The sequence below is a fragment of the uncultured Bradyrhizobium sp. genome (genome assembly GCF_936928535.1).
Taxonomy (GTDB): Bacteria; Pseudomonadota; Alphaproteobacteria; order Rhizobiales; family Xanthobacteraceae; genus Bradyrhizobium.
This window is the reverse complement of record NZ_CAKZHY010000095.1, coordinates 145,382-162,202: the sequence shown is the minus strand read 5'-3', so window position 1 is coordinate 162,202 and position 16,821 is coordinate 145,382. Positions and strand designations below refer to the sequence as shown.

16 protein-coding genes are annotated in these 16,821 nt (G+C 63.1%); 5 read left to right on the top strand and 11 right to left on the bottom strand.

Features of this window, described 5'->3' with window-relative positions; all coding sequences use genetic code 11:
- The first annotated feature begins 43 nt into the window (after positions 1 to 43).
- The 4 genes from Q0687_RS18225 (at position 44) to Q0687_RS18210 (ending at position 4,247) form a co-directional block, all read left to right on the top strand.
- Entirely contained in the window at positions 44 to 895 is an 852-nt protein-coding gene (locus tag Q0687_RS18225; protein WP_298879276.1) for a 3-hydroxybutyryl-CoA dehydrogenase, read from the top strand.
- Positions 896 to 1,032: 137 nt separating this feature from the next.
- Positions 1,033 to 1,497: a group III truncated hemoglobin gene (locus Q0687_RS18220; RefSeq protein ID WP_298879275.1), complete on the top strand. Its 465-nt coding sequence runs from the start codon at positions 1,033 to 1,035 to the stop codon at positions 1,495 to 1,497.
- 265 nt (positions 1,498 to 1,762) lie between these two features.
- Positions 1,763 to 2,407 carry a Rieske 2Fe-2S domain-containing protein gene (locus tag Q0687_RS18215; protein WP_298879273.1) on the top strand — a complete coding sequence of 215 codons (645 nt, stop codon included), beginning with the start codon at positions 1,763 to 1,765 and terminating at the stop codon, positions 2,405 to 2,407.
- 115 nt (positions 2,408 to 2,522) lie between these two features.
- Entirely contained in the window at positions 2,523 to 4,247 is a 1,725-nt protein-coding gene (locus Q0687_RS18210) for a methanol/ethanol family PQQ-dependent dehydrogenase (RefSeq protein WP_298879270.1), read from the top strand.
- Between the two features lie 139 nt (positions 4,248 to 4,386).
- Here the strand turns inward: Q0687_RS18210 and Q0687_RS18205 are convergent, their stop codons facing one another.
- The 7 genes from Q0687_RS18205 to xoxF5 all read right to left on the bottom strand — a co-directional run bounded on the left by Q0687_RS18205 (position 4,387) and on the right by xoxF5 (position 12,306).
- Complete coding sequence (locus Q0687_RS18205; RefSeq protein ID WP_298879267.1) at positions 4,387 to 4,650, bottom strand: hypothetical protein; 264 nt, start codon at positions 4,648 to 4,650, stop codon at positions 4,387 to 4,389.
- A gap of 54 nt (positions 4,651 to 4,704) precedes the next feature.
- Complete coding sequence (locus Q0687_RS18200) at positions 4,705 to 7,017, bottom strand: molybdopterin cofactor-binding domain-containing protein (protein WP_298879266.1); 2,313 nt, start codon at positions 7,015 to 7,017, stop codon at positions 4,705 to 4,707.
- 1 nt (position 7,018) lies between these two features.
- Positions 7,019 to 7,471, bottom strand: a complete 453-nt coding sequence (locus tag Q0687_RS18195; RefSeq protein ID WP_234679756.1) for a (2Fe-2S)-binding protein — start codon at positions 7,469 to 7,471, stop codon at positions 7,019 to 7,021.
- A gap of 667 nt (positions 7,472 to 8,138) precedes the next feature.
- Positions 8,139 to 8,702, bottom strand: coding sequence for an S-(hydroxymethyl)glutathione synthase (gene gfa, locus Q0687_RS18190; protein WP_298879256.1), 564 nt, complete (start codon positions 8,700 to 8,702; stop codon positions 8,139 to 8,141).
- 30 nt (positions 8,703 to 8,732) lie between these two features.
- Complete coding sequence (locus Q0687_RS18185) at positions 8,733 to 9,842, bottom strand: S-(hydroxymethyl)glutathione dehydrogenase/class III alcohol dehydrogenase (RefSeq protein WP_298879254.1); 1,110 nt, start codon at positions 9,840 to 9,842, stop codon at positions 8,733 to 8,735.
- Between the two features lie 61 nt (positions 9,843 to 9,903).
- Positions 9,904 to 10,392, bottom strand: a complete 489-nt coding sequence (locus Q0687_RS18180; protein WP_298879502.1) for a c-type cytochrome, methanol metabolism-related — start codon at positions 10,390 to 10,392, stop codon at positions 9,904 to 9,906.
- A 111-nt stretch (positions 10,393 to 10,503) separates the two neighbouring features.
- Positions 10,504 to 12,306, bottom strand: a complete 1,803-nt coding sequence (gene xoxF5, locus Q0687_RS18175) for a lanthanide-dependent methanol dehydrogenase XoxF5 (protein ID WP_298879252.1) — start codon at positions 12,304 to 12,306, stop codon at positions 10,504 to 10,506.
- Positions 12,307 to 12,819: 513 nt separating this feature from the next.
- Between xoxF5 and Q0687_RS18170 the strand changes: the two genes are divergently transcribed.
- Positions 12,820 to 13,788: a helix-turn-helix domain-containing protein gene (locus Q0687_RS18170; protein WP_298879249.1), complete on the top strand. Its 969-nt coding sequence runs from the start codon at positions 12,820 to 12,822 to the stop codon at positions 13,786 to 13,788.
- Between the two features lie 13 nt (positions 13,789 to 13,801).
- On the opposite strand, the gene Q0687_RS18165 is transcribed toward Q0687_RS18170, so the two are convergent.
- The 4 genes from Q0687_RS18165 to Q0687_RS18150 all read right to left on the bottom strand — a co-directional run bounded on the left by Q0687_RS18165 (position 13,802) and on the right by Q0687_RS18150 (position 16,817).
- The gene (locus Q0687_RS18165; RefSeq protein WP_298879247.1) at positions 13,802 to 14,224 is read right to left on the bottom strand and encodes a hypothetical protein; all 423 of its coding nucleotides are present in this window, start codon (positions 14,222 to 14,224) and stop codon (positions 13,802 to 13,804) included.
- A gap of 75 nt (positions 14,225 to 14,299) precedes the next feature.
- On the bottom strand, positions 14,300 to 15,325 hold the full coding sequence (locus tag Q0687_RS18160) for an FUSC family protein (RefSeq protein ID WP_298879245.1): 1,026 nt from the start codon (positions 15,323 to 15,325) through the stop codon (positions 14,300 to 14,302).
- Between the two features lie 203 nt (positions 15,326 to 15,528).
- The gene (locus Q0687_RS18155; RefSeq protein ID WP_298879243.1) at positions 15,529 to 16,467 is read right to left on the bottom strand and encodes a transporter substrate-binding domain-containing protein; all 939 of its coding nucleotides are present in this window, start codon (positions 16,465 to 16,467) and stop codon (positions 15,529 to 15,531) included.
- Entirely contained in the window at positions 16,464 to 16,817 is a 354-nt protein-coding gene (locus tag Q0687_RS18150; protein WP_298879242.1) for a cytochrome c, read from the bottom strand. Before Q0687_RS18150 ends, Q0687_RS18155 begins: the two co-directional genes overlap by 4 nt.
- Positions 16,818 to 16,821: the final 4 nt, after the last annotated feature.

Below are 16,821 nucleotides of genomic sequence, written 5' to 3'. Positions count from 1 at the left end.
GCCTGCTCAGGCGGGGCCCGCTCAACGAGAAGGACGTCATTCCATGATCAATACCGTTGGCATCATCGGAGCAGGGACCATGGGCAACGGCATCGCCCAGATCTGCGCCGCGGCCGGGCTGTCGGTCGTGATGGTCGACATCTCCGATGCAGCGGTGAACCGCGGCATCTCGACCGTCGGCGGCAGCCTCGAGCGCCTGGTCAAGAAGGAGAAGATCTCGGCTGATGACCGCGAGGCGGCGCTGAAGCGCATCACCGGCACCACCGATCGCGCCAAGCTGTCGGATTGCGATCTCGTCATCGAGGCTGCGACCGAGAACGAGGAGCTGAAGGTCAAGATCCTGAAGGACCTCTGCGCCACGCTGTCGCCGCGCACGCTGGTTGCAACCAACACCTCGTCGATCTCGATCACCAAGCTTGCGGCGGCGACCGATCGCCCTGACCGTTTCATCGGCATGCACTTCTTCAACCCTGTTCCGGTCATGCAGCTGCTGGAACTCATCCGCGGCCTGCAGACCTCCGACGATACCCACGCCAAGGCGCTCGATTTCGCCCAGCGCGTCGGCAAGGTGGCAATCACCGCCAAGAACAGCCCCGGCTTCGCCGTCAACCGCATCCTGTGCCCGATGATCAACGAGGCGATCTTCGCGCTCCAGGAGGGCATCGCGACCGCGGAAGAAATCGACGCCGGCATGAAGCTCGGCTGCAACCACCCGATCGGGCCGCTGGCGCTCGCCGACCTCGTCGGGCTCGACACCATGCTGTCGGTGATGGAGGTCTTTTATAAGGGCTTCAATGATCCTAAGTACCGTCCGGCCCCCTTGCTCAAGGAAATGGTCGACGCCGGCCATCTCGGCCGCAAGACCGGGCAGGGCTTTTACAGCTACGGCGCCTGATCTCGGCGCGGGCGGCGGGCTCGAAACGCCCGCCGCTCAATCCCGCAATTTGCGCTACGACAAAGACGTCGGCGCAATTGGTTCGACAATGTCGAACGGGCGGCTCGCGGGAACAACGAAGACGGAAAACAAGCGACATGTCGGATCGACTGAAGGCCGAGCGCGAAGCGGCGGCCGCGCGGCGGAACCTGCTGACCCAGGACGCGATCGAGCGCACCGGGATCACCGAGGAAATGATCGGGGAACTGGTCACCCGCTTCTACGGACGTGTGCGTGAGGATGCGTTGCTGGGGCCGGTGTTCGGGATCGTGCAGAATTGGGACGAGCACCTCGCCAAGCTGAAAGACTTCTGGTCCTCTGTCGTGCTGATGAGCGGCCGCTACCACGGCTCGCCGATGCGGGCGCATATGCCGCTCAGCCTCTCCGGCGATCATTTCGACCGCTGGCTCGACCTGTTCGAACGGACCGCGCGCGAGGTCTGCCCGCCGCCGGCGGCTAGCCTCTTCATCGACAGGGCGCGTCGCATCGCCGACAGTTTCGAGATGGCGTCCGCCACCATCGCCGGCCGCATCGCATCGCCGAGACACGTGCTGCGGTCCTGAACGTGCAAAGCTGCCTTTAGAACGTGCAGTTGAATCGCTTCACGGTTGCATGGCGTGCTGCAAGCAACGCGCCGCACCAATTCCTGCAGCATCGACCTGATCTGCAAAATCATCATGCCGATCGCGCGGCATGACGTTGAAATGGCAAAAACGCTTTTGAATGCGTGCAATCGTGTTCAATCAAAGCGAGTAAAGCCATATTGATGCACTGCGGCGCCAACTCTTCGCCTTCATTTCGGCAGAGTTCCAGCGCCTGCTAGCATGCATGTCGAATGCATCATCCAACATCGCATCGTCATCCTCGCGCGAAGCTGAGACATGCGCCTGCGCCGAGCAAACGCGGCGAGCGCTGCTGCTCGGAGCGCTCGCCACCACTGCCTGTCTCGGCTGTTCCGCGGTTGCGCGTGCGGGCGAGGACGCACCCGGCTCCGACGAGCGGCCGCAAAAGGGCGACCTCCTTGTCTTCTCCGAAGGCGACAGCGAAGGAAAGCTGATCAAGGCAGCTGACCTGAGGCTCGGCGGACCGCCGGTTCATGCCTGGCCGCAGGATCCCAAGAGCTCGGTGGTCCGCAGCGCCTCGCGGCTCAACGAACTCCTGATCATCAAGCTCGATCCCGCCGAACTCGACGAGCAAACCAAAGCCAGAGCCGTCGACGGCATCCTCGCTTATTCGGCAATCTGTGCTCATGCAGGCTGTCCTGTCACCGCCTGGGTCAAGAGCGATGTCGGCGAGAAGGATGTGTTCAAATGCATGTGCCACAACTCCGAATACGACCCGCGTGAAGGCGCGCAGGTGGTGTTCGGCCCGGCGCCGCGGCGGCTCGCCGCGCTGCCGCTGGCGCTCGCTGACGGCTCGCTCAGCGTTGCGGGTGGCTTCATCGGAAAGGTAGGTGGCGCGCAGCCGGGATGATGGATGGCGGGATATGCCCGCGTCACGAGAGGCCGCATCCGCCGAGGGGCGGATTTCGGGACGAACGACAAGAATTCACAACAAGAATTCAATCGGATGAAAAGGGGAAACGTCCATGACCAGAAAGCAATTACTGCTGTCCGGCTTCGTCGCCTTTACGTGTGTCGCTTCGACCGCCGCAATCGCCGGCCCGATCGAGAATTACGCGCCTGTCACCCAGCAGCGCCTGGAGAATCCGGAACCCGGCAACTGGATGCTCTACCGCCGCACCTATGACGGGCAGGGCTATAGCCCGCTCGACCAGATCAACACCTCGAATGTGAAGGATCTCACGCCAGTCTGGACATTCGCCACCGGCGTCGTCGAAGGCCACGAGGCGCCGCCGATCGTCAACAACGGTGTGATGTTCGTGGCAACGCCGATGGGGCAGGTGATCGCGCTGAATGCGAAGACCGGCGACGAATATTGGCGCTACAAGCGGCAACTCCCCGACGATCTGTTCCAGCTGCATCCGACCAGCCGCGGCGTCGGCCTGTGGGAGGACAAGCTCTATCTCGCCACAACCGACGATCACGTCGTCGCACTCGACGCCAAGACCGGCAAGGTGGCGTGGGACACCAAGGTGCAGGATTACAAGAAGGGTCAGTACATGACCCTGATGCCGCTGATCGTCGACGGCAAGGTCATCGTCGGCGGTTCCGGTGGCGAGTTCGGCGTGCGCGGCTATGTCGCGGCCTTCGATGCCAAGGACGGCAAGGAGCTGTGGCGGACCTTCACCATTCCCGGCGAGGGCGAGCCCGGTCATGACACCTGGCAGGGCGACGACTGGAAGAACGGCGGCGGCTCGGCCTGGATGACCGGGACCTATGACAAGGATACCAAGACGATCTATTGGGGCGTCGGCAACGCCGCGCCGTGGCCCGGCGAGATGCATCCCGGCGACAACCTTTACACCTCGTCGGTGCTCGCGCTCGATCCCGGCAACGGCAAGATCAAGACCTATCACCAGTATCACCAGAACGATTCCTGGGACTGGGACGAGGTCGACGCGCCGATGCTGATCGACCTCCAGCGCGACGGCCGCAACATCAAGAGCCTGGTCCATCCCGGTCGCGATGCGATCTTCTGGGTGCTCGAACGCACGCCGACCAAGATCAACTACGTCGCCGGCTGGCCGTTCGTCTCGACCGACGTCTGGAAGGGCATCGACGAGAACGGCAAGCCGATCGTCGATCCCGATCACAAGCCTGCGGTGGGCAAGCGCGTCGAGTTCTGTCCGTCATTGTGGGGCGGCAAGGACTGGCCGTCGGCGGCCTACAGCCAGAGGACCGGCCTCGTCTATGTCCCTGCCAACGAGAATTTCTGCGGCGGGTTCACCGGCGAGAAAATCCCGCTCAAGCCCGGCGAGCTCTGGCTCGGCACCAAGCCGGAGGATATCGGCCTGAAGGCCAAGCCGGGCGCCGATCATTTCGGCGAACTCCAGGCCTGGGATCCGGCGACCGGCAAGAAGATGTGGCAGCACAACTTCCCGAAGTCGCAGATGTTCGGATCGGTGACGGCAACCGCAGGCGATCTCGTCTTCGCCGGCGGCACCAACGACCGCAACTTCCGCGCCTTCAACGCCAAGACCGGCGAGCTGCTCTGGGAGCAGAAGACCAACTCCGGCATCATGGGCATGCCGATGTCCTATGAAATCGACGGGACGCAGTACGTCGCGATCCAGTCGGGCTGGGGCGTCGACGCGCAGCGTATCCAGGACGCGCTTGCGACCAACAATATCGGCATCGAGTCCAACGTGCCGCAAGGCGGCGTGATCTGGGTGTTCGCGCTGAAGAAATAAGCTCCGCAGGCGGATCGAGAGACGCGGAGCGACAGGGGGCAAATGCGGCGGACGGTAACGTCCGCCGCATTTTGCGTGTCGCCACGAATTCATCAAGCCCGGCCATGACGGCGGGAGCTATCGTGCGAGTACGCCGAGCCTACTTCCCCTGCCGATCGACCTTGTCTTTCTCCTTCTGATTCATCTCCCGAACCTTCGGATCGGTGCTGCTCTGCCCGGTGGTCTGGGTGGTTGTGGCAGGCGGGGCGGTGGCGTTGGGGAGCGAGCTCTGGTCCGGCGCTGTGGGACGCGTCGCCGTGGTCGGCGGCGTGGTCGTGGTGCTCTGAGCGAATGCGGTTGCAGTGGTCAAAAGAAAGGCGCTCGACAGTAGCGAGACTGCGAGCGCCCTTGGAATGTTGGTCATCGATCTGCTCCTGTCAGATCGATGGAAACGGCGCGAGGCCGCCGGATGTTCCCGCTACGCCTCCAATTGCTTCCCGATCGGAAGCGCGCGGATGCGCTTGCCGGTAGCGGCGAAGATCGCGTTCATCAGCGCCGGTGCGAACGGAGGCACGCCGGGCTCGCCGACGCCGCTCGGCGGCGTGTCTGATGCGGGCGGCACGATATGGACGTTCGTCACCAGGGGAGCTTCGTCGATCCTGACGACCTGGAAGCCGTCAAAATTCTTCTGCTCCACTTTGCCGTCCTTGAAGCTGATCTCGCCATATTTGGCGAGGCTCAGGCCCATGATCGCGGCGCCCTCGATCTGCGAGGCGATGCGTTCTGGATTGACATAGGTGCCGCAGTCGATCGCAGTATCCACCCGCGGCACCGTCAGCTTGCCCTTTTCGTCCACGGCGACCTCGACGATGGTGGCGATATAGCTGACGAAGCTGCGGTGCACGGCGATGCCGAGGCCGTGGCCCTTTGGCACCGTCCGCCCCCATTCGCCCTTGTCGGCGACCAGCTCGACCACCTTGCGCAGGCGCGCGGTGTCGATCGGATAGCTGTCATAGGGCTCGCCGTAGTTCCAGAGGTCCTTCACGTTGGGCTTGACGATGCGCGGACTCCCAATCAACGCAAGGAGCGTCTCCTTCTGGTCGCGCCCGGTCGCATTCGCGATCTCGCCGACCATCGACTGCACCGCGAAGGCGCGCGGGATGTTCGAGACCGAGCGGAACCAGCCGATGCGGGTGAACGCCGCGGCCTCAGGGTTCTCGCAGGAGATGTTGGCGATCTCGAACGGCATGTCGACGAGACCCATGCCGAGCTCGAACGCCGCCGCGTGGTTGGCACCGGCCGCGAAGGTCGAAGCGATGGTCGGCGCCACGCTGCGGTGGCGCCAGGCGACCACCTTGCCGTCCTTGTCGAGGCCAGCCTCGATCCGTTCCACCGAGACGGTGTGCAGGAAGTCGTGGTGGATGTCGTCCTCACGGGTCCATTGCACCTTCACCGGTACGCCGAGCTCTTTCGACAGCAGCGCGGCCTCGAGCGCAAAGTCGCATTTCGACTTGCGGCCGAAACCGCCGCCGAGCAGCGTCACGTTGACGGTGACATTGCCCTCGGGAATGCCGAGTGTCTTGGCAACGTCCTCACGGGTGCCACCGGGACTCTGCACCGGCGCCCAGATCTCCGCCTTGTCGCCCTTGACGTCGGCGACCGCCACCGGCGGCTCCATGCTGACATGGGCGAGGTGGGGCAGGTAATATTCGCCGACGACGACCTTGGCGGCGGTCTTCAGCACAGCGTCCGCGTCGCCCTCCTGACGCACGACCAGGCCCGGCTTGCGCGAGGCTTCTTCGAGCTCCTTGCGGTAGGCGACCGAGTCGTATTTGCCGTTGGCGCCGTCGTCCCAGACCAGCTTGAGCGCGTCGCGGCCTTTGATCGCAGCGCCCGTGTTGCGCGCGATCACCGCGACGCCGCCGAGCGGCTGGAACTTCGACGGCCACGGCCATCCCTGAACCTTCATCACCTTCTCGACGCCGGGCACTTTCAGCGCCGCCTCGGGATCGAACGAGGTGACCTTGCCGCCGGTCACAGGCGGACGCGCGATCACGGCATATTTCATGCCCGGGAGGCGCACGTCTGCGCCGTAGCGGGCCTTGCCGGTGGTGATGTCGTGGAGATCGACGATGCTGACCTGGCCTTTGCCGAGATAGCGGAAGTCTTTCGGGTCTTTCAGCTTGAGGCCTTCGATGCTGGGCACCGATTCCTTGGCGGCGTCGGCAGCGAGCTCGCCAAAGCCGAGCTTGCGTCCGCTGGCGCTGTGGACGACCTCGTGATTGACCGCCTTCACTGCAGTCGCCGGCACGTTCCAGCGCTTGGCCGCGGCCTGCTCCAGCATGGTGCGAGCGGAGGCGCCAATCTGGCGCATCGGGATCAGATAGTGCCGCGTGCTGCGCGAACCGTCGGTGTCCTGATTGCCGTACTTGACCTCGTCGCCATGAGCCTGCTGCACCTTGACCTTGGACCAGTCGGCCTCCATCTCCTCGGCCACGATCAGCGGGAGGCTGGTTCGCACGCCGGTGCCCATCTCGGAGCGATGCGCGACAATGGTGACGGTGCCGTCAGGCGCAACTGCAACGAAGACGCGCGGATCGACCACGACGCCGTGCGGCATCTTGCCGGCGCCGGTCTCATAGGCGAAGGCCGGGCGCGACATCACGGGTGCGGCGAGCACGAAGCCGCCGGTGACGCCGAGCCCCTTCAGGATGCTGCGACGCGAGACCCTCTCGACCTTGACGTGCTTTTCGAAGCCACGAAGCTTTCGGGGATTGTCGATGAAATTCATGTCACACTCCCGTCGATGCGAGATGGACGGCGTTCTCGATGCGCTGATAGCAGCCGCAGCGGCAGATGTTGCCGGACATCGCCTCGCGGATCTGGTCGTGTGACGGCTTGGGATTGTCCATCAGCAGTGCAGCAGCCTGCATGATCTGGCCGGCTTGGCAGAAGCCGCATTGGGGAACGTTAACCTGGCGCCAGGCCTTCTGGACGGGATGATCTCCGTCCGGATGCAGCCCCTCGATCGTGGTGATTTCGCGCCCCGCGACATCGTTGATCGAGGTGATGCAGGAGCGCACCGCCTCCTTGTCGACGATGACGGTGCAGGCACCGCACAGAGCCTGGCCGCAGCCGAATTTGGTGCCGGTCAGCCCGGCTTCGTCGCGCAGGAACCAGAGTAGCGGGAGATCCGGGTCGCCGTCCCAGCTCTGTTCCTGGCCGTTGATCTTCACCTTGATCATGATCGTCCCTCGCTCTTCATAAGCTTGTTGATTTCAACATTGCCGATTTCCGTCGGCGCAATGTCCGTCGCGTCGTGTGATCGCATTCCGGCGCGTCGTCCCACACGGGCAGGTCCCGGCAGGAAGCTGGAATGCGACTCGTGATGTCCGGATGTGTTCGATACCTCCCGTTTTGTTCTTATTTGATTGAACTCGCGCGGCATCGTGACGACGCGACCGTAGCAGGAATCGCCTCGGATCGGTGTTCACAGCCAAGTGTTCTTAGTCAGCTGTTCTCGACGTGAAAAGATTGCATCGGGGGTTTGTCAAAAGCAGGGCGCGGCAAGGCGTCGCGCGACGGTCGATCACAAAATCGAAGGCGCAGGGAAAAAAGCTTCGTCCGCCAGAGGGACTGGGCGGACGAAGCAGTCGTCCTCAGTCGAGGGAGGGAGAATCGCAGGGCGCGCTGACTTCACGGCGGAAGCGGGCGCACTGCGCAGTCATTCAAAGACCAGGACTGAGGGAGCGGAACGCGCTCGCATGCGCAAAGTGCAAAGGCGGCAAGATGGCCGCGATTATTCGAGAGCCGCAGCCATCCAGCTCGCTGGCGAACCAGCGAGCGGACGGGGCATCGTCAAGCGGCCTTGTGCGGCAGCCTCGTCAGGCGGCCTTTGTTAGGCAGCCTTTGTTAGGCAGCCTTGGCTTTCGCGACGTGGGTCGCGATCGCATCCATGAGGGCCGGTGACAGGCAGTCATAGGGCTCGAGGCCGATTTCCTTCAGCCGCGATCGGATGCCGGCCATCTGCTCGGGCTTCACGCCGGATTCGATGACAGAGGACACGAAGGCGGCGAATTGCGGCGCCTGCGAGCCCTGCTCCTGGAACAGCTCGGGATGGATGAAATCGAGACCATAGAACGGATGGTTCTTGTTCTCGATGCGGCCGTACATGTGGGTGCCGCAGGCCTTGCAGGCGTGCCGCTGGATCACCGCAGAGGCGTCGACGATCTGGAGCTTGTCGCCGTTCTCGAGCACGGTAACGTTCTGGCGCGGCACCACGGCGACGACCGAGAAGGTCGCTCCCTGCGGCTTCCAGCACTTGGTGCAGCCGCAGGCGTGGTTGTGCGCCACGTCGCCCTTGATGCCGACCTTGACTTGATGGTCCTTGCATTTGCAGGCGAGCGTGCCGCCGGCAAAGTGCCCGGTACCTTGTTTGAGGCCGTTATCGATCGATGGATGGAGTGCAACAGTCATGGCCGATCCTCCTTGGGTGTGACGCTTGAGCTAGAACACGACGACTGAACGAATCGATTTGCCCTCATGCATCAGCTCGAAGCCCTTGTTGATGTCTTCGAGCTTGAGCGTGTGGGTGATCATCGGATCGATCTGGATCTTTCCGTTCATGTACCAGTCGACGATCTTCGGCACGTCGGTGCGGCCGCGGGCGCCGCCGAAGGCGGTGCCGCGCCAATTGCGGCCGGTGACGAGCTGGAACGGACGGGTGGCGATCTCCTTGCCGGCTTCGGCAACGCCAATGATGATCGAGGTGCCCCAGCCGCGATGGCAGGCTTCCAGCGCCTGACGCATCACTGTGGTGTTGCCGGTACAGTCGAAGGTGTAATCGGCACCGCCGTCGGTCAGGGTGACGAGATGCGGGACGATGTCGCCGGTGATCTTCTTGGGGTTGACGAAGTCGGTCATGCCGAACCGGCGGCCCCATTCCTCCTTGGAGTCGTTGATGTCGACACCGATGATCTTGTCGGCACCAGCCATCTTGGCGCCCTGGATCACGTTCAGCCCGATACCGCCAAGGCCAAACACGACGACGTTGGAGCCGGGAGTGACCTTCGCGGTGTTGACGACGGCGCCGACGCCGGTGGTGACGCCGCAGCCGATGTAGCAGCTCTTGTCGAAGGGGGCATCCTCGCGGATCTTCGCCACCGCGATCTCCGGCAGCACCGTGAAGTTCGAGAAGGTCGAGCAGCCCATATAGTGGTAAATCGGCTTGCCCTTGTAGGAGAAGCGGCTGGTGCCGTCGGGCATCACGCCCTTGCCTTGCGTCGCGCGGATCGCGGTGCAGAGATTGGTCTTCTGGCTCAGGCAGCTTTTGCACTGCCGGCATTCCGGCGTGTAGAGCGGAATGACGTGATCGCCCGGCTTCACCGAGCTGACGCCTGCGCCAATCTCGCGCACGATACCTGCGCCCTCGTGGCCCAGGATCGACGGGAAGATCCCTTCGCTGTCGAAACCGTCGAGCGTATAGGCGTCGGTGTGGCAGATGCCCGTCGCCTTGATCTCGACCAGGACTTCGCCGGCCTTCGGCCCTTCCAGATCGACTTCGACGATCTCCAGCGGCTTCTTGGCTTCGAAAGCCACGGCGGCACGTGTCTTCATCGGTAACTCCTCAAATTCTCGCAGGATGCCAAGACGTAAGTCTCAGGCCGGCTGCAAACGTTCACTTCTTGCCCATGCACGAGTCTTCATTCTTGGTATAGGCGTCGTTCTTGTCCTCGTGCTTGCCCGGACGGGCACGGCCCCAAGCGTCGTTGGAGCGGGCGCGCAGGTAGACGTAGAGATCGTCCATGTAGCAGGCGACGTTCGGATTATCGCCGAAGGCCGGCATCACGTTCTCTGAAGCGGTCGAGATGTTCTTGCGGCCGGAGGCGACGATGCCGAGAAAGTCGGCATAGCTCATCGTCTTGAGCGAATCCTTCAGTGCGGGCGCATAGGTCGAGCCCATGCCATCCGGTCCGTGGCAGACATGGCAATCCGAGTGATAGCGGCGGTATCCGGAGTAGGTGTACCAGTCGACGCTGTCGCCGTTGATCTTGTAGGTCGGATTGCCGTCCTTATCGAGCCATTCGCCGGTTTCATTCTGTTTGACGGCAGTCGGATCGCCCGATCCGTCCGCAACAGCAATTCCCCCGGACGCAACGAAGATCATCGCAGCAATGACAGAGCAGATTTTACGCAAGAGATGTTCCTCGAAGGCATCAGGTGGAGACGAGCCGGCGCGTGGAGCTGATCCACGCGCCGGAGCGAGACTGAACAGAGGCTAGTTGGGCAGCGAGAACACGGTCAGCGTACCGCCGAGTGCCGTGTAGTTGCTGAGAGCCGCGTAGCCACCGACAGCGCCGAGACCGGCGGTCGGATCAGTCAGACCTGCTGCCAGTCCGATACCGGCCCAGCCGCCGACGCCGGAGAGCACTGCGACATACTGTTTGCCGCCGTTCTCATAGGTCGTGACGTTGCCGATGATGCCGGACGGAGTCTTGAACTTGTAGAGCTCCTTGCCGGTCTTGGCATCGACCGCCTTCAGGTAGCCTTCGAGCGTGCCGTAGAACACCACGCCGCCGGCGGTGGCGAGCGCACCCGACCAGACCGAGAACTGCTCCTTGTTCGACCACACGATCTTGCCGGTCTTGCCGTCCCAGGCGATGAAGTTACCCATGTTGGTATCGCCCTGCGGCGGATACATCGAGAGCGTCGCACCCACATAGGGCTGGCCCGCGGTATAGCTCACCTTGAACGGTTCGTAGTCCATGCAGACGTGGTTGGTCGGAACGTAGAACAGCTGCGTGTCCGGCGAGTAGGCTGCCGGCTGCTCGTCCTTGGTGCCGAGCGCGGCCGGGCAGATGCCCTTCACGTTGTGGTCTTCGCCCGCCTTGTCGGTCGAAGCTGCGTCGAGCACCTTCGGACGACCATAGGTCGGCGAGTTCTTGTCCATGTCGACGCCGGAGGTCCAGTTCACCTTCGGATCGTATTTCTCGGCGACCAGAAGCTCACCGGTGGTGCGATCGAGCGTATAGCCGAGGCCGTTACGATCGAAATGCGTCAGCAGCTTGCGGGCCTGGCCGTTGACCGATTGATCCGAGAGGATCATCTCGTTGACGCCGTCATAGTCCCATTCGTCATGGGGCGTCATCTGATAGACCCACTTGGCAACGCCGGTATCCGGGTTACGCGCCCAAATCGTCATCGACCATTTGTTGTCGCCGGGACGCTGCTTCGGATTCCAGGTCGAGGGGTTGCCCGATCCGTAGTAGATCAGGTTCAGCTCGGGATCGTAGGAGATCCAGCCCCAGGTGGCGCCGCCGCCGATCTTCCACTGATCGCCTTGCCAGGTCTTCAGGCTGGAATCCTTGCCGATCGGCTTGCCGAGTGCGGTGGTCTTGTCGTCGACCAGGATCTGATCGTCGGGACCTTCGGAATAGCCGCGCCAGGCGACCTTGCCGGTCTTGATGTCGTAGGCAGTCATGTGAGCCTGCACGCCGAACTCACCGCCGGAGATGCCGATCAGCACCTTGTCCTTGACGACCATCGGTGCCGAGGTGCCGGTCTCGCCCTTGCTCGGATCGCCGTTCTTCGCGGTCCATGCGACCTGACCGGTCTTGGCGTCGAGTGCGACGAGGGTGGTGTCGGCCTGATGCAGGAAGATCTTGCCGTCGCCGAAAGCGAGACCGCGGTTGACGGTATCGCAGCACATCACCGGGATGACGTTCGGATCCTGCTTCGGCTCGTACTTCCAGACGATCTTGTTCTCGTTTGAAAGGTCAATGGCGTAGACCTTGTTCGGGAACGGCGTATGGACGTACATCATGTTGCCGATGATCAGCGGGCCGCCTTCGTGGCCGCGCAGCACGCCGGTCGAGAAGGTCCAGGCAACCTGGAGCTTGCCGACATTTTGTGCGTTGATCTGATTGAGCTTGGAGTAGCGGTTGTTGGCGTAGTCGCCGGTCGGCATCACCCAGTCTTTCGGGTTCTGCGACATTTTGTTCAGCTCGTCATTGGCCGACGCGGTCCCGACGGCGAGAGCCGCCGCGGAGCCAAGAAAGGTCGCCAGTAGCACCTTGCGCATAGTCATTCCTCCGTTGGTCTCGTTTATTGTTTCCGAAGCATTGCTTAATCACCGGGCTTCACGTCCGGCGTCTGCTCGTGCAGGGCGGTCACGTTGGGGACCAGAAACGATGCTGTGCTGTTTCCTCCTCCTGATGAGAGCTACGGGTCCACGTGCAGGAGCGGCCCGTTCTTTTTGTTCCTGCCGCAATCCCTAACGACTTCGTCAACGGGAAACTTGCCCAAGAGTGAACCCGCTTTGCTCGACAGCGCACGAACGCAAAGTTTTTGATTTTGCGGTAGCGAATTCAGCGGCTTCCCTGCGGCGCGGCGCCATGCTCAACGCTCAGGTTCCCCTTGACGGCGGTGCAACTAAGGCGGAGGATTAACTGTCAAGGGTGGCAACGGAACGATGGCGCTCGTTCAAAAGACCGCCCAAATTTGAGGTAAACGTCACGCAATCATGGCTGAGGGCTCCAGCAGGCGCTGGCCGCGATTCGCGTCGAATCTCCGGGTACCACCAGTGGCTGGATTAATGTCCGACACAATTCACACGCTCTCGACGACGGGACTGACGCCCAAGCGACAGATCCAGAGCTGGGTCGACGGACTGACGAGTCTGTGTGGTCACTTCGACGTTGATCCCCTGGAGGCATCCTCGCTCGAAGGGCGCATCGACTACACCACGGTCTCGCGGCTGAAGCTCTGTCAGATCGAGGTTAGCCAGCATCGGATCGCGCACACGCTCGCGCGCGCCAAGGCCAATGAACACCCGTACATCAAGATCCACTTCCAGACCTACGGCGTGTCCTACTTCGAACAGGAAGGCCGCCACATCGAGCTGAACCCGGGCGACATCATCGCCTATGACGTCTCCTGTCCGCATCTGATCGTCAGTCCCGCCTTCACACGCCACGACGTGGTGATCGTCCCGAAGGCGCTGTTGCGTGATCGCGGCTTCCCGTCACAGCGCATGCCGGCCTGCAAGCTGACGGCGAAGACGGGCACGGGGCGGATCGCCCATGACTTTGTCCATGCCACGTTCGACGAGGCGGCGAAGCTGTCGGCCAACAGCGCGGTCGGCGTTGCCGATTCGCTGATCGACCTCTTGCTGCTGCCGCTGCGCGAAGCCGACACGATGTTCGATCGGGTCGGACCCGAAGCGATGTATGTGCGTGCCCAATTCTTCATCCGCGAACATCTGCGCGATCCGGATCTATGCATCGACCAGATTTCCGCCGAGCTCGGCTGCTCCAAGCGTTATCTGCACATGCTGTTCTCCGAGCGCGGCACCACGGTGAGTGACTACATCTGGCAGGCGCGCCTGCAGAACTGCCGTCAGGAGCTCGAAGCCCACGGTGGCAAGACCATCACGGACGTCGCATTCTCCTGGGGTTTCTCCAGCTCATCGCATTTCAGCCGCGTGTTCCGGAAGTATTTCGGCGTGGTGCCGTCCTCGATCCACAAGGCACAGCAGGGCGCCGTCGCGGCGGACGAAACCTGAGGGCGCCCGATCCCTACGTCGACATGGCCACGTAGGGAATACTGGCGACAACAGCGGCGATCAGGGCTGCGTTGCACAGCATGCCGCTCCAGTGCAGCCGTCGTAGCTGGCGCACTGCATCCGTATCGCCCGCGTCTCTGGCGCTGAGCTGGTCATCCATCTGCTGCATGAAACGTGGGCGTCCCCAGATCGCGAAGGCCGTCATCAGGCCGATGCCGACCGCGAACAGCGGTTGCGCCGGGAGGAAGGCCGCCGTCCCAATAAATCCGGCAACGCTCATCATTCTGAACTGGATGTTGAACATCCCGCGCAGCAGCTGCGTGACCGGCGGAATGTCGAGCTTCACCAGCAGGAATGCCGGCGATGCCAGCAGGAAATAGCCCATCGGAAAAAGCAGGATGACCAGGGCGCCCACGGCGACGGCATCAGGTCTCATGCGAGCAGCCTTTCATGTCCGAGACGGGTCTTCCGCGATCGATGCAAATCATAGCCGCCAAATGCATTCCCGGCATTAGGCTTTGGTCGGACGCGAGGGGCGGACCAGGCGCTGCCAGACGATGTCGGTCAGGGCCACCGCGACGAGCCCGAATACGCCGCCAATGACCACATTGGCGACGCGCTCCTCCGCGATGCCGCTGGCGCCGCCGGCAAAGGATGCGGCCAGCGCGATGAAGAAGCAGCGCAGGCCGAAGCCGACGATATAGCGGGCGAAGGAGATCAGCGTCAGCGTGGCCGCGAGGACCGCAAGTGCATAGCCGACGCGGCTTTGCGTCAATGCAAGGCCGGCAAGAAAGCCCAAGGGTACGCCGACGAATGCGCCGATGGCACGTTGCTTGAGCTTGTCGGAGGAGGCGGAGAGGTCGCCGACCACGACGCTCGCCGCGGACCACATCACCCACTGTCCCTGGGCCAGATCCAGGATCTCGACCAGTGCCGCTGCCGCGAAGACGGCCAAGGCAGTGGCCGATGCGGGCAGGAGCCACTCGCTTGCTGGTGGCCCGAACGATATTGCAGCATGACCCCGCTGCCGCTGATCGTAGATCTGAATGGCGCAGACCAGCGCCAGCGCAACCGGGGAGGAGCCGATGATGATACCCGCATGTCGCAGCGCCTCCGTCGCGCTCACGCCTTCGCGCACCTCGCAGGCGAGGTAGACGGCCGGGATAAAGACCCAGTTTCCCAGTGTGCGGAAATGCTCGCCATAGCGCGTCCCCGCGACCGCAAGGAAGCCGGCCAGCGCCGTCAGCACCACGAACAGCGGTTTGACGGGGGCCGCAAGGAAGAGTGCGGCGAACGTCACGAGGATCGCAAGATAGTGCCAGGCGATCGCTTTCGGCGGAAGGCCCAGTCGCAGTGCCGGAATGAGCAGCGATACCGCGATCAGTCCCAAATTCAGCAGCGCCGTCTCGCCCGAGATGAAATAGGCCGTTACGAACGAGCCGACGACGATCAGCGCGCGCAGCAGCTCGCGGGTCTTGACCTCGCGGGAAAGGACGTCGCGCAGGCTGGGCGAGGGTGAGCCGGTGGGGGAATTCACGGGGCACCAAGGGGCGGATGAGATGCCCTGATCATACGGTTCACACCGCAGCTAGGCGAGTCGGAGCAGCTGCATTCGCCGGCAACCGCCGCCTCCGTCATTCCGGGATGCGTGCGAAGCACGCAGGCCCGGAATCCATCGGGCCGCGTGCTTCGTGGCAAGATGGATTCCGGGTTCGCCCTACGGGCGCCCCGGAATGACGATCACCGCTGAATGATCTTCGTCCAGACATCGCCGAGGATCGCGGGCTCGCGCGGCGGCAGATAGGTCAGGCCGGCCTGCTTGCCGAATTCGGCGATCCGGCCTTCGGCGGCAAGCTCCGCCAGCGCCTTGTTGACGCCCTCGATCAAGGCAGGATCGCTGCCAAGTCCGACATAGCCGCGATTGGCGCCGATCGGATAATAATAGCCGGAGGCGCTGATGGCCGTATCGGGATGCGCGGCGCGATGGGCGTCGTAACGGGCAAGGTCGATCAGGGTCGCGTCATAATCGCCACGATTGAGCGCGCCCAGCAGGTCGTCGCGGCCGGGGACGAGGTGGGTGATGCTGTCGATCAGCCGTCCCTTGTCGAAGGTCATCAGGATGGCATCGCCGAGAGAGCCGCTTTCGATCGCGAGGCGAAGCCCGGCGAGATCGCCGATGTCGCCGATCTTGCGCTCGCGCGCCTTCGGACCGAGCACGACGGTCATCGGCGAATAGACGTAAGGTTGGCTCGGCGCCAGCACGCCGAGCTCGACCCGGCGGCGGTGGTCCTCACGCGTGGCGCCGGAAAAATCCGGCAGGCGCGCCGTCTTCATGCCGGGCTTGACGAGCGAATCCGTCGTCAGCGCATAGCCGCCGACCAGTGAGCAGCGTCCGTCGGACAGCAGCGCATTGGCCTCGAGCTGCGGACTGGAATCCTCATCCAGCTTGCTCTCGAACCATTGGATTTTCAGCGGTCGCCCCATCCGACCCGCGATCGCTTGCGCAAGCAGTACGTCGAAGCCGGAGTCCGGCTTGCCCTTGCGATGCGCCGAGAGCGGCGGGCGGTCTTCGTCGAGACAGATGGCGAGGGGATCGGCTGCCCAAGCTGACGTCCAGGCCGCCGGCGCCATGGCAGCGAGCATCGTCAGGAGCGCAAGCGCCGCAAGCCGGTGCCTCATGGCTTCCTCCGGCTCGAGATGAAGGCCCAGAGGTTGCCGATGTCGTCGTCGCTCAGAATATCGCCCCAGGGCGGCATCTTGTTGTTCTTGCCGTTCTTCACGGTGGTGACGAAACGCGTCCTGTCATCAGGGAAGGCGCGCAGGTCCGGTGTGATGGTGCCGGAGTTCATCAGATTGGGGCCGTGGCAGTGCGAGCATTTTTCGGCATAGGTCGATTTGCCGTGGTCGATCTGCGCCTGCAGCGGATTGCCGTTCGAATCGTCCGCAGCACGAACGGTCGCCGCAAGCGCGACCGTCAGCACCGCGACGGTGGCGAGAATCGCCACCGTCTTGTGAGATATGTGCCTCAACGTG

What these genes read in the sequence shown, in the direction of transcription:
- Q0687_RS18225 (WP_298879276.1), top strand. Translation starts at nt 44, where the DNA reads ATGATCAATACCGTTGGCATCATCGGAGCAGGGACCATGGGCAACGGC.
- Q0687_RS18220 (WP_298879275.1), top strand. Translation starts at nt 1,033, where the DNA reads ATGTCGGATCGACTGAAGGCCGAGCGCGAAGCGGCGGCCGCGCGGCGG.
- Q0687_RS18215 (WP_298879273.1), top strand. Translation starts at nt 1,763, where the DNA reads ATGTCGAATGCATCATCCAACATCGCATCGTCATCCTCGCGCGAAGCT.
- Q0687_RS18210 (WP_298879270.1), top strand. Translation starts at nt 2,523, where the DNA reads ATGACCAGAAAGCAATTACTGCTGTCCGGCTTCGTCGCCTTTACGTGT.
- Q0687_RS18205 (WP_298879267.1), bottom strand. Translation starts at nt 4,650, where the DNA reads ATGACCAACATTCCAAGGGCGCTCGCAGTCTCGCTACTGTCGAGCGCC.
- Q0687_RS18200 (WP_298879266.1), bottom strand. Translation starts at nt 7,017, where the DNA reads ATGAATTTCATCGACAATCCCCGAAAGCTTCGTGGCTTCGAAAAGCAC.
- Q0687_RS18195 (WP_234679756.1), bottom strand. Translation starts at nt 7,471, where the DNA reads ATGATCAAGGTGAAGATCAACGGCCAGGAACAGAGCTGGGACGGCGAC.
- gfa (WP_298879256.1), bottom strand. Translation starts at nt 8,702, where the DNA reads ATGACTGTTGCACTCCATCCATCGATCGATAACGGCCTCAAACAAGGT.
- Q0687_RS18185 (WP_298879254.1), bottom strand. Translation starts at nt 9,842, where the DNA reads ATGAAGACACGTGCCGCCGTGGCTTTCGAAGCCAAGAAGCCGCTGGAG.
- Q0687_RS18180 (WP_298879502.1), bottom strand. Translation starts at nt 10,392, where the DNA reads ATGATCTTCGTTGCGTCCGGGGGAATTGCTGTTGCGGACGGATCGGGC.
- xoxF5 (WP_298879252.1), bottom strand. Translation starts at nt 12,306, where the DNA reads ATGCGCAAGGTGCTACTGGCGACCTTTCTTGGCTCCGCGGCGGCTCTC.
- Q0687_RS18170 (WP_298879249.1), top strand. Translation starts at nt 12,820, where the DNA reads ATGTCCGACACAATTCACACGCTCTCGACGACGGGACTGACGCCCAAG.
- Q0687_RS18165 (WP_298879247.1), bottom strand. Translation starts at nt 14,224, where the DNA reads ATGAGACCTGATGCCGTCGCCGTGGGCGCCCTGGTCATCCTGCTTTTT.
- Q0687_RS18155 (WP_298879243.1), bottom strand. Translation starts at nt 16,467, where the DNA reads ATGAGGCACCGGCTTGCGGCGCTTGCGCTCCTGACGATGCTCGCTGCC.